Source organism: Streptomyces sp. NPDC034085, assembly GCF_055575555.1.
On record NZ_JBVISL010000013.1, the window covers coordinates 120,192 to 131,927 of the forward strand.

9 protein-coding genes are annotated in these 11,736 nt (G+C 73.1%); 3 read left to right on the forward strand and 6 right to left on the reverse strand.

The window, feature by feature from the left end; all coding sequences use genetic code 11:
• Positions 1 to 253: 253 nt before the first annotated feature.
• The gene (locus ACZ501_RS31670; RefSeq protein ID WP_361604373.1) at positions 254 to 1,672 is read right to left on the reverse strand and encodes an MFS transporter; all 1,419 of its coding nucleotides are present in this window, start codon (positions 1,670 to 1,672) and stop codon (positions 254 to 256) included.
• Between the two features lie 167 nt (positions 1,673 to 1,839).
• Between ACZ501_RS31670 and ACZ501_RS31675 the strand changes: the two genes are divergently transcribed.
• Positions 1,840 to 2,439 carry a TetR/AcrR family transcriptional regulator gene (locus ACZ501_RS31675; RefSeq protein WP_361604376.1) on the forward strand — a complete coding sequence of 200 codons (600 nt, stop codon included), beginning with the start codon at positions 1,840 to 1,842 and terminating at the stop codon, positions 2,437 to 2,439.
• A gap of 76 nt (positions 2,440 to 2,515) precedes the next feature.
• On the opposite strand, the gene ACZ501_RS31680 is transcribed toward ACZ501_RS31675, so the two are convergent.
• The 5 genes from ACZ501_RS31680 to ACZ501_RS31700 all read right to left on the reverse strand — a co-directional run bounded on the left by ACZ501_RS31680 (position 2,516) and on the right by ACZ501_RS31700 (position 9,950).
• The gene (locus tag ACZ501_RS31680) at positions 2,516 to 2,977 is read right to left on the reverse strand and encodes a nuclear transport factor 2 family protein (RefSeq protein WP_361604379.1); all 462 of its coding nucleotides are present in this window, start codon (positions 2,975 to 2,977) and stop codon (positions 2,516 to 2,518) included.
• A gap of 37 nt (positions 2,978 to 3,014) precedes the next feature.
• Entirely contained in the window at positions 3,015 to 3,803 is a 789-nt protein-coding gene (locus tag ACZ501_RS31685; RefSeq protein WP_361604382.1) for a thioesterase II family protein, read from the reverse strand.
• 5 nt (positions 3,804 to 3,808) lie between these two features.
• On the reverse strand, positions 3,809 to 5,413 hold the full coding sequence (locus ACZ501_RS31690) for a long-chain-fatty-acid--CoA ligase (protein WP_468800062.1): 1,605 nt from the start codon (positions 5,411 to 5,413) through the stop codon (positions 3,809 to 3,811).
• A gap of 236 nt (positions 5,414 to 5,649) precedes the next feature.
• Positions 5,650 to 9,639, reverse strand: coding sequence for a type I polyketide synthase (locus ACZ501_RS31695; RefSeq protein WP_468800064.1), 3,990 nt, complete (start codon positions 9,637 to 9,639; stop codon positions 5,650 to 5,652).
• A gap of 14 nt (positions 9,640 to 9,653) precedes the next feature.
• Positions 9,654 to 9,950 (reverse strand): acyl carrier protein, encoded by a 297-nt coding sequence (locus ACZ501_RS31700; protein ID WP_361604391.1) that lies wholly within the window; start codon positions 9,948 to 9,950, stop codon positions 9,654 to 9,656.
• A gap of 141 nt (positions 9,951 to 10,091) precedes the next feature.
• Here ACZ501_RS31700 and ACZ501_RS31705 point away from each other — a divergent pair, with 141 nt between their 5' ends.
• Positions 10,092 to 10,835, forward strand: coding sequence for a 2OG-Fe dioxygenase family protein (locus ACZ501_RS31705; RefSeq protein ID WP_468800066.1), 744 nt, complete (start codon positions 10,092 to 10,094; stop codon positions 10,833 to 10,835).
• A gap of 135 nt (positions 10,836 to 10,970) precedes the next feature.
• A complete protein-coding gene (locus ACZ501_RS31710; RefSeq protein WP_468800068.1) occupies positions 10,971 to 11,726 on the forward strand; it encodes an ASCH domain-containing protein in 756 nt (251 codons plus the stop codon).
• Positions 11,727 to 11,736: the final 10 nt, after the last annotated feature.

The window sequence follows — 11,736 nt, forward strand, 5'->3', positions numbered from 1 at the left end:
CCTGAAGGAATGTCAGCAGTGTGCTGGACATGCTCTGGAACTTTAGTGGACCGATCGGTCCCGACCGTACTTGGTCGGGTGGGAGCGTGTCAATGAAGCCCCGCCTTCACCGGAGTGCCGTACCGCCGGGCGAACGCGACAAGGCCGTGCAGCACGTCCGGCGCCGGATGCGGGGGATCCAATGGGTGCGCCAGACGTGCTGCACGGCCGATCGGGGGGAGGACGGCGCCGCCGCGGCGGCGCCGCCCTCCGGTCAGGCGGCGGCCTTCTGGCGGTAGCGGGCGGCGCCCGCCAGGGCCACGAGGGTGACGCCCAGAGTGATGGCGGTGACGGTCCACAGGCCGGCCCGGTACGGGGCGATCCCGCCGGTGCTGAGCGAGAAGACCGTGGCGGTGATGGCGATGACCACGCCGTTGCCGATCTGCGCGCCGGCGTTGAACAGACCCGAGACCAGGCCCTGCTCGTCCGGCGAGGCCGTGCCGACGGCGGCGATGTTCAGCGCCGGGTAGACCGCGGCGAAGCCGAGGCCGCCGAGGAGCTGCTGCGCGAACAGGGTGACCAGCGGGTCGACCTGGCCCATCAGCAGGACCCAGCCGAGGTAGCCGATGCTCAGCAGGACCAGGCCGCCGGTCGCGACCGGCCACGCGCCGTACCTGGTGACCAGCGCGGCGCCGTAGCGGGCGGTGCCCGCGGTCAGCACGCCGCCGAGGAGGAAGGCGAGGCCGGCCTCCAGCGGGGACCAGCCCAGCTGCTCCTGGTAGTAGAGGGTCAGCACGAACTGGAAGGAGACGTAGGCGCCGAAGAAGAGCATGGCGATCAGCGACCGGGTCAGCTGGCCCTTGCGGAAGACCGACAGGGGCACCAGCGGGGCCGGGTGGCGGCTCTCGACGACGGCGAACAGCGGGAAGAGGACGGCGGCGGCGATGAGCGAGCCGATGGTCTGCGCGTCGCCCCAGCCGTCACTGGCGGCCCGGCTGAGTCCGTACACGAGGGCCACCGCGCCCGCCGTCACCGTGACCGCGCCGAGGATGTCGAGGCTGCCGCTCCTGCCCTTCTCCTGCTGCGAGGGCACCACCGAGGCGGCGAGCAGTGCGACCAGGACGCCGGCCACGGCCGGCGCGAACAGGACGAGCCGCCAGGAGACGCCCGCCATCAGGCCGCCCAGGATCAGGCCGAGCGAGTAACCGGCCGACGCCACGGCGAGGAACGTGCCCAGGGCGCGGTTGCGTGACTGCTCGTCACGGAAGGCGTCGAGCAGGATCGCCATGGCGGCCGGTGCGGTGATGCCGGCGCTGACGCCCTTGAGCAGTCGGGCGACGACCAGGACCACGCCGTCATCGGCGATGCCGCCGAGCACGCTGGCCACCACGAAGACCGCCAGCCAGCCGATCAGCAGCTTCTTGCGGTTGTACAGGTCGGCCAGCCGGCCGCCCAGCAGCAGGAACCCGCCGAAGCCCAGTGCGTACGCCGAGACGACCCACTGGAGTGCGGAGGTCGACATGCCCAGGTCCGCCTGGACCAGGGGGAGGGCCGGTCCCATGCTCGCGATGTCCATCGCGTCGAGGAACTGCACCGCGCACACGACCAGGAGCAGCAGGGGAAGGCTCTTGACCGCGGGGGCGGGCGGTACCACCCGTGCGAGAGGAGGGGAGGTCGGGGATGCCTCGGTCATGATCAGACTCCGATCGGAGTGTCGTCGGAAGCAGTGGCAGCAGTGGGCTCTACGGAAAGAATGACGGACCGATCAGTCCTGGACTGATCGGTCCATTTCTAGCGCTCACAAACCCCTGTGTCAAACGTATGCTGGGAACCGCGGGGGAGAGGGGAAGGAGTTCAGACATGGCGCGCACACCGGCACCAGGCACGAGGCGGCGGATTCTGGAGGCCTCGGCCAAACTCTTCGGTGAGCAGGGGGTCCGGGCCGTCGGCATGCAGCAGGTGATCGACGCGACCGGAGTGGGCAAGAGCCTGCTCTACCGCGAGTTCGCCAGCAAGGACGAGCTGATCGCGGCCTGGCTGCGCGAGAGCGACGCCCAGTGGTGGGAGCGGGCCGAAGAGGTCACCGCGCCCTACCCCGGGGACCCGGCCCGGCAGATCCTCGCGCTGATGGAGTTCTTCCACGCCAGCGTCCGCGAACCCGACTTCCACGGCTGCATCTACTACAACACCTCCAGCGAGTTCCGCGAGCCCGGCCACCCCGGCCGCCAGGAGGCGAAGCTGCACCTCAAGGGCCTGCGCAACTGGTTCCGCGACCGGGGCGCCCAGGCCGGCGCGGAGGACCCCGACGCCCTCGCCGACACGCTGATGCTCATCGTCGGCGGAACGCTGGCCAACGGCGAGGTGCTCGGTTCGGACGGCCCCGCCCGCATGGCCCTGGCCACCACCGAGCTGGTCCTGCGCCAGCACGTGCCGAACGCCATGGCGGCCGCCACCCTCTGACGGCCCGTGCGCGACGCGCCCGGCCCCGCGGCACCGGTGTGCCGCGGGGCCGGGGCGCGTCCGCGTCCGCCGCACGTCAGGGGCCGCCGGCGCCGGTACGGGTCGGCCGGGCGTGCCGTACCGCCACGCCGTGCTGCTCGTACCCGTCGTTGTAGACGAACGACGAGGGCATCCTGTCGTGGAACTGGTAGTCGGCTTGAATTCGACCGTCCTCGGCGAGGACGACGATGTCCTGGCCGGACATCTCCATCTCGCCCGTGGCCGCCGAGACCATCACCCAGTTGAACCGGACGACGTCGTGGTGGCCGGTCGCGTTGTTCGAGGAGCGGAACTCGTACCCCATCGGGCCGTACACCTCGTGCGTGTAGGCCAGTTGGTCCAGGAGCGCGGCGTGCCCCCGGATCGGATCCTTGCGGTAGAACACGTAGACGCAGTCCGGCGCGTACAGGCCGTGCACCAGGTCGCGCCTGCGCCGTGCGTCCTTCTCGTTCCACAACGCGACGTAGCGCGCGAGGAGTTCGTTGGGTCGGGGCAGCATGACGGGATACCTCCGGTTCTCCGGGAGCGCCGCCCGCTCAGCACCCCGCGGCGTACCGCGGCAGCAGCTGGGCCAGGTCGGCCGTGATGGCGCGGGCGTGGGCGCTCAGGTAGAAGTGGTCCCCGGGGAAGGTCCGGCACCCCAGGAACTCCGGAGTCCGCCCGGCCCACGACCGCATGGCGCCGGGCGCGAGGAGGGGGTCCCCGCGCCCGGAGTAGGCGACGACGGGACAGCCCACGGCCGCCCCGTCGTCCGAGAAGTCCGCGCACACCGCGCCGTCCGCGCCCATCGCGCGCACCGCCGCCGCCAGCAGCTCCGCGTCCCCGGCCACCGCCTCCGGCAGCCCGCCCAGCAGCCGCAGCGCCTCCAGCGGGTCCGCGGACAGTGCCGCCGGGGCCGAGAAGCCCTGCGGGGCCCACCCCGACACGGCGAGGAGCGCCGGCGCGGGCAGGCCCCGCCGCTCCATCTCCACCGTCAGCCGGTAGCCCAGCAGCGCCCCCATCGAGTGCCCGAACACCGCGTAGGGGCGCTCGTCCAGCTCGTCCGACACCACCCGGGCGAGGGCCTGCGACAGCGGACCGAGCCGGGTGTACGGGGCCTCGCGCCGCCGCTCCTGACGCCCGGGCAGCTGCACCGCCTGGCAGGCGACCGACCCGGGCAGCTGCCCCGGCCACGCGCGGTACATCGACGCGCCGCCGCCGCTGTGGTGCAGCAGGAACAGCCGCGACCGCGCGTCCGGTTCGGCGTCGGCCGGATGCAGCCACCGCGACGCGCCCTGCACCTCGGGCAGCGGGCCCGCCGGCCCGGGACCCCGTACGGCGTCCACGGCGGTCAGCCGGCGCGCGCGGGAGAACGCGCGGGCGCGGGGGCCCCGGTGAACCGCTCCCGCAGCACCCGTCGCAGCACCTTCCCGGTGGGATTGCGCGGCAGCGCCCCGACGATGTCGTACCCGGTGGGGATCTTGAACCCGGCGATCCGGCCGTTCAGGAAGCGCAGGAACTCCCGCGGGGTCGCCCCGGCGCCCTCGCGCAGCACCACCGCGGCCCGTACGGCCTCACCCCAGTCGGGGTGCGGGACCCCGTACACGGAGACCTCCGCGACCGCGGGGTGGGCGCGCAGGGCGTTCTCGACCTCCGTGGGGTAGATGTTCTGGCCCGCGACGATGATGGTGTCGTTGACCCGGTCGGCGAGGAACAGGTAGCCGTCCGCGTCGAGGTGGCCCATGTCGCCCATCGACAGCCACTCGCCGGACTCCCCGGACAGCGCCCCGGCGGTCACCTCCGGCAGCCGCCAGTACTCCAGGAACCGCGCCGGGCTCCTGACCACCACCCGCCCCACCTCGCCGGCGGGCAGCTCGCGGCCCTCCCCGTCCAGGATCCGCAGCCCGACGCCGGGCACGGCCCGGCCCGCCGAGGCGAGCACCCGGCTGTCCGCGGTGTGGTCCTGCGGCGCCAGAACGGTCAGGAAACTGCCCGCCTCCGCCGAGGAGTAGCCCTGCGCCAGCTCGCAGCCGAGTACGTCTATGCAGGTCAGCAGCAGCTCGCGGTCGATCGGTGAACCGCTGTAGACCACCTTGCGCAGCGTCGCGAAGGTCTCGCGCGTGGTGCCCCGCTCGGCCAGCATCATCCGCAGCATCGCGGGCGCCGCCCACAGGGTGGTGACCGCGTGCCGCCCGATCAGCCGGGTCGCCTCGTCGGCGAGGAACTGACGCATGACCACCGTGGTGGCGCCGGCGTTGAAGGAGTGCATGAACCAGCCGAAGCCGGCGGTGTGCAGCCCCGGGAAGCAGCTCAGCCCCCGGTCCTGGGGCCGCCAGTCGATCCAGTCCACCCCGGCCGCGCGGGTGTCGGCGATGAAGGTGAAGAAGGTCCGCTGCGCCAGCACCACACCCTTGGGCAGCCCGGTCGTCCCGCTCGTGTACAGCTGCGCCACCGCGTCGTCGAAGCCGGCCGCGCCGGCCGCCGGCGGCTCGGTGTCCGGCAGCCCGGCCTTCCAGTCGAGGAAGCCGCCCGCCACGTGCCGGTCGGAGTCCATCTCGACGACCCGCGCCAGCTGCGGCAGCACCGCCCGCAGCTTGTCCACCAGCGGTCTGAACTCCCGCTCCACGAAGAGCAGTTCGGCCTGCGAGTCGCGCAGGATGTGCTCGACCTCGCCGACCGTCAGCCGCGAGTTCACCGGCACCAGCACCACGCCCGCCTTCGCGCAGCCCAGCGCCAGGTCGTAGTAGCGCTCGGACTCCCGGCCCAGGTAGCCCACCCTGGCCCCGGCCGCCAGGCCCGCGGCCAGCAGCGCGTGCGCGGTCCGGTTGCTCTCCCGGTGCAGTTCGGCGTAGGTCAGGGCGCGGTCCTCGCAGATCACCGCGGGTTGGTCGGGCCGGGTCCGGGCGTGCAGCGCCGCGCGGGCGGCGAGGGTCCGGTCCTCCGTACGGTTGTCCATGGGTTTCCCTCGTGTCGTCGCTCGTGTGCTCGGGGTCGTGCGGTTGCCCGCCGGGGCCGCCTGGCCGGCCGGGCGGTGCGGCCCGGCGCGGTCGCCCGGCGGGCCGGCCGGGCGGGAGTGCCCGCCGGGACGGCCACGCCGTGTTGCCGGGCGCGGACTCCCGCCGGCCGGCCGGGTGGTGGGGCCCGCCCGGACGGCCCGGCGCGGCCGGCCGGGCGGTGCGGCCCGGCCGTTGTTCAGGGGGCCGGTGCCGCCGCCACGGCCTCCCGGGCCAGCAGGCGTGACAGCATCTCGGCCAGCTCCTCCACCGACGGGTGGTCGAACACCGCCGACGAGACCAGCGGGACGCCCAGCCGCGTCTGGAGCTGCGTCTTCAGCACGATCGCCGTCAGCGAGTCCACCCCGAGTTCCAGGAAGCCCGCCCGGGTGTCGACGTACTCCGGGTCGTCGACCGCCAGCAGCGCCGCGACCGTCGCCCGCACCAGCGAGACCAGCGCCTCCTGCCGCTCCGCCGCCGGGGCCGCCGCCAGCGTCTCCACGTCCACCGGCGCGGCGGACGCCGCGTGCCGCGCCGCCCGCTCCGCGGCGGCCGCCTCCACCGGACGGTCCGGCAGCCGGGTGAAGCCCATCCCGGACAGCTCCGCCACCGGCCGGCCGTCCTCTTCCAGCAGCAGCACGTCCAGGGTGAACGCCGGATCCACCGCCTCCGGGTCCTCGGCGCGCGTCACGCGGACCGCGGAGCGCAGCACCGCACCGCGCGGCTTCTTGAAGGCGCGCAGCCGGCCCACGCTCGTGGCCACGTACCGCCGCCCGTCGTCGGCGAGCGCCGCCAGCGCGTGCGTCGCCCCGTCCAGCAGCGGTGGCGGCAGCAGCTCGGCCCGCGAGACGTCCCCGCCGAACAGCTCCGTCACCGCGAAGTCCGGCCCGTACGCCGTCACCGAGCGGGCCCGCAGGAACTGCGGCCCGTACTCCAGCCCGGCCCCGGCGTAGGCGGCCTTCACCTCCCCGGCGTCCAGCACCCGCGAGGGCTCCTCGCCGTCCAGCGCCCCGGTCAGCGCGAGGAGGGTCCGGCCGGGGCCCGCCAGACCGCTGCCCGCGTAGTCGGCCTCCGCCGCGACGGAGGCCGTGGCGTGCAGCCGTTCGGCACCCTCCGGCTCGTCGGCGGCCCGGCTGGAGACCTCCACCGCCAGCCGGCCGTCCGGTGCGGTCCGCACCCGGGTCAGCAGCAGCGCCGGGCGGTCCGACAGGAACAGCGCCTCGTGGAAGCGGACGTCCTCCACCGCCCGGCCGGTGTCGCCGTGGACTTCGTCCTGCACCGCCAGCAGCAGTTCCAGGTAGGCCGAAGCGGGCAGGAAGGCCCGGCCGCCGATGGTGTGGTCCGCGAGGTACGCCGGCTGCGCGGCGCTGATCCGCGCCCGGAACTCCCGCTGCGGCCCGCCCTGCGACGTCTCCCGACCCAGCAGCGGATGCCCGTCGCCGGCCGCCCCCCGCCCGGCCGGCCGGGCCGGCAGCCGGTAGGCGCGCCGGTCGAAGGCGTAGCCCGGCAGCGCGATCCGCCGCCCCGGCCCGTCCGCGTACACCGCGTCCCAGTCGACGGACAGCCCCGCCGCGTACGCACCCGCCAGCGCGGCGTCCAGCGCCGCGCCCGTGGTGTCCTTCGCGCGCAGGCTGCTCAGCCAGCGGTGCTGCTCCTGCGGTACGCCGCGCCGGGCCAGCGAGATCAGCGCCGAGGACGGCCCCACCTCCAGGAACACGTGCCGGCCGCGCTCCGCGATGGTGCGCACCCCGGCGGCGAACTCCACCGTCTCGTTGACGTGGCGCACCCAGTACTCCGGCGTCGCCATCTCGCCCGGCGCGGCGATCCGCCCGGTCAGGTTCGACACGACCGGCAGCTGCGGCTCGTGGAAGGCGATCCCCCGCAGCACCTCGGCCAGCGGCTCCGACACCCCGGCCATCAGCGGCGAGTGGAACGCCGCCGTCACGTGCAGCTCCGTCACCGTCCACCCCGCCGCGCGCAGCGCCTCCACCGCCTGCGCCAGCGCCCCGGTCCCGCCGGATACCACGCACTGCCGGGGGGCGTTGACCGCCGCGACGGCCAGCTCCGGCCACCGCTCCAGCAGCGGCCGTACCTCCTCCACGGGCGCCGACACCGCCGCCATCGAGCCGGGTGTGCCCACCGACTCGATCAGCCGGGAGCGCGCGGCGAGGAAGGCGACGCCGTCGGCGAGGGTGAACAGCCCGGCCACCGTCGCCGCGACGATCTCGCCGACGCTGTGCCCGATGAGCACGCTCGGCCGCACCCCCCACGACAGCCACAGCCGCGCCAGGGCGTACTCCAGCGTGAACAGGGCCGCGTGCGTGAAGGACGTGCGGGCCAGGGTCTCCTCGGCGTCCGGCGCGTCACCGAACATCACCGCCGCCACCGAACGCCCCAGCAGCGGGGCGAAGAGGGCGTCGCACTCGTCGACGTACCGGGTGAACACGGGGAAGCGGCCGTACAGGGCCCGGCCCATGCCCACGTACTGCGAACCGGAACCGGTGAACAGGAAGGCCGTCTTGCGGAACGCGTCGGGCTTCTCCCCACCCCGGGCCGGCGCGCTCCACCGCTCCAGGTGCGCGGCCAGCTCGCCGGTGGACGCCACGGCGGCCGCGGCCCGGTGGCGGAAGTGGGAGCGGCCCGTGGCCCGGGTCCGGCACAGATCGGCGAGGCCGGTGTCCGGGTGCTCGGCGAGGAAACGGGCGTACCGCTCGGCCTGGAGGCGCAGCGCCGGCCGCGACTTGGCCGACAGCGTGAACACGTGCCCGCGCCCCTCGCCCCGGTCCCCGTACGCCTCCTCGTGCTCCGTCGCCGCCGCCTCCGGTCCGGGGGGCTCCTCCAGCACCGCGACCGCGATGGCCCCGGCCACGCCGAAGCCGTTGACGGTGGCCCGGCGCACGGGCGCCTTCCACGGCCGCTCCTCGGCCGCCACCGTGATCGGGTAGTTCTCCCACGGGATCCGCCCCGACAGGTTCCGCCACACGTGCGGGAAGAAGGCGCCCGCGCGCATCTGCGCGATCACCTTGATCACCGCACCCAGCCCGGCCGCCGGCTCCATGTGCCCGAGGTTGGCCTTCAGTGAGCCGATGACCAGCGGGTCCTCCTTGTCGTGCGAGGCCCCGAACACCCCGTTGACGGACCCCATCTCGATCGGGTCGCCCAGCGGGGTCCCCGTCCCGTGCGCCTCCACGTACTGGATGTCGCCCGGCTCCAGCCGCGCGTTGGCCAGCGCCGCCCGCATCACGGCCTCCTGCGCCGTGCCGTTGGGCGCGCTCAGTCCCGCGCTCTCGCCGTCCTGCCCGATCGCGGTCCCGCGGACGAGCGCCAGCACCCGGTCCCCGTCCGCCAGCGCGTCGGAGAGCCGCTTGAGCACCAGCGCCCCGCAGCCCTCGGCGCGCGCGTAGCCGTCCGCGCTCTCGTCGAAGGTCTTGCAGTGCCCGTCCGGGGCGAGCATCTGGGCGTGCGAGAGGATCACGTAGGAACGCGGGTTGTGCAGCGTGTTCACCCCGGCGCACAGCGCGATGCCGCACTCGCGGCGCCGCAGCCCCCCGACCGCCAGGTGCAGGGCGGTCAGCGAGGCCGCGCACGCGGTGTCCGTCGTCAGGCTCGGGCCGCGCCAGCCGAGGAAGTACGAGAGCCGCCCCGAAAGGGAGTAGGCGCCGAGCCCGGTCGTCAGGCTCCCGTCGAGCTGCTCGTCCGCCAGGCCCTCCAGCTCCAGGGCGAAGTCCAGCGGCGAGGCGCCCACGTAGACGCCGCCGTCACCGTGCCGCAGGCCCGCCGGGTCGATGCCGGCGTCCTCCAGGGCCTCCCACACGGTCTCCATCAGCAGCCGCTGCGCGGGATCGACGAAGGGTGCGTCCTTGGGCGGAATGTTGAAGAACTGCGCGTCGAACTCGTCGATACGATCGAGGAAACCGCCCGCGACGGCGGTGACGGAACCGTCGGCCACCTCCGGAACCCAGCGCTCACGCGGCAGCGGGCCGATACCGGATCGCCCCTCCCGCAGAAAGGAATCCAGGTCGGAAAGGGAATCGTTGCCGCCGGGCAGGCGCATTCCGATACCGACGACGGCGATCGGCTCGTGCTTCTCGGAAAGGAACTGTCCGAGCTCCCTTTCCTGCCTGCGGACCGTTTCCTCCGCGGCTTCGAGCCTCTCCTGTGCATTCCGTTCCTCCGGCGTTCCGGGCATGGCGGCCGCCCCTCTCACTTCGCGTCGAAGATGTCGGCCAGGACGTCCGAGGCCAGATGCTCGGTCAGCCGCTCGACGGTGGGCTGGTTGAACAGGGCCGTACTGCTGATGCCCCGCCCCAGCCGCTCCTCGAGCCGCTGCTTGACCATGGTGAGCAGCAAGGACGTCATGCCGAGCTCGAAGAAGCTGTCCTCCAGCGGCAGCTCCTCGTCCTCGGGCATGAGCAGCGCCGTCTTGAATTCCGCCACGACGATTTCTTCCAGGACCGTCCGTCGTTCCGCCCGGGGCGAGGCCATTAATTGTTCTGTCATACCGGTCGAGTGAAGCACGCTGCTCGTGACGACCTGCTGACGCCCCTCTGACCCGGCGGGTCTGTCAGTTCAGCGTCAGCAGCGCTGTGGGAGCCTCGGTGCGGAGCAGGAGTGCGTGAGATCCGGTGTGGAGGAGCCACAATGCAGACCGAAGCACGAGAAGAACTGCGGGCCAGGGGATATTCGCTGCTGCCGGCCGACCGGCTCGTCATCGACGCCGAATCAGGGCAGTACGTCAAGGAATTGGCCGCCGAATGGGAGAACCTGGAGACGGACCGGTACCTGAAGGGCGGCTCCCGTTTCCGCGAGCGCCGCTACGACCGCTTCTTCTTCGTGCCCCGCACCGGGGAGGTCCGGCTGCGCCCGCACCGCCCCTACTTCCAGTCGGCGAACGCCAACGACTACGCCGGCGGCATCGACCGCGACGTGGCCCCGCTGAGCCGCGCCACCCTGGCCAACCCGCTCCTGACCCGGCTCCTGCGCTCCGATTTCGAGAAGTTCCCCGTACCCGAGGAGTCCTGGCTCGACGACCCCTGGGACGTCCAGTGCCACCAGTTCCGGATCATCAGCACCCCCGACGAGACGGGAGAGCCCACTCCCGAGGGCCCGCACCGCGACGAGGTCGACTTCGGTGCGATCCACCTGATGGGCCGCTTCAACGCCGCCGGCGGGGAGTCCCAGGTCTACAGCCTGGAGAAGGAGCTGGTCGCCGAATTCTGCCTGACGGAGCAGATGGACACCATGTTCTGGGCGGACGGCCGGATCCTGCACGCGGTCCGCCCGGTCCACCCCGTCGACCCGGGCAAGGCGGCGGTCCGGGACGTGCTGATCCTCGGCTACAAGCACGAGCCCGAGCTGCGCCGGGACGAGCACGACGCCGCCTGACACGGTGAGCCGAAATCCCGTCGAGCCCACCGGCACGGCATGGAATGATCTTGGTGACCGCTGATGGAGGGGAAGGCTGAGAACGTGTACGTACCGTCATCTGTGCGAGCTCTCGATGATGACGAGCGTGAACTCGTGGAGCTGGCACGCCGGACCATAGACGCGCATACGGACGCCGGGCCCGACGAAGACGGGATCCACACGGTGGGGGCTGCGGTCATGGCCGCCGACTACCGGATGTTCGCCGGCGTGAACCTCTACCACTTCACCGGCGGACCCTGCGCCGAACTCGTGGCTCTGGGAGCCGCACGAGCCCAGGGCGCCCGCCAGATGCGCTGCATCGTCGCCGTGGGAAACCACGGGCGGGGGGTCGTCGGGCCGTGCGGGCGCGATCGGCAGGTCTTCGTGGACCACTACCCCACCATGCGCGTCATCGTGCCCACGCCCGCAGGGCTCAGGTCCGTGCTCGCCGCCGACCTGATGCCGCTGGCCCAGCGATGGACCCCGGAGGCCGGCATGAACGGTCTCGACCCGTCGCTCTACCAGGACCCCGAGACGGCCGGTCCCCCGATCATCCGGTTCAACCCCCGCTACCTCGAGGACGTCCGCTCCGGCGCCAAGACCAGGACCACCCGCTTCCGGGACCCGGCCCAGCCCGGGCCGGCGCGGCTGGTGTTCGAAAGCGACCCCGAAGTCGTCCTGCCGGCAGAGGTGACCGGCATCAGGCACTGCCTGGTCAGCGACCTCACCGACCAGGACGCCCAAGCCGAGGGGCTGACGACCGCGACCGAACTCCGGGAAGCCCTCCGGGGCCACTACCCGGATCTGACGGGGTCCGACGAAGTCGACGTCATCACCTTCCGGATCGACGACAGCACAGGCGCCGCTTGAACCGCGCAGG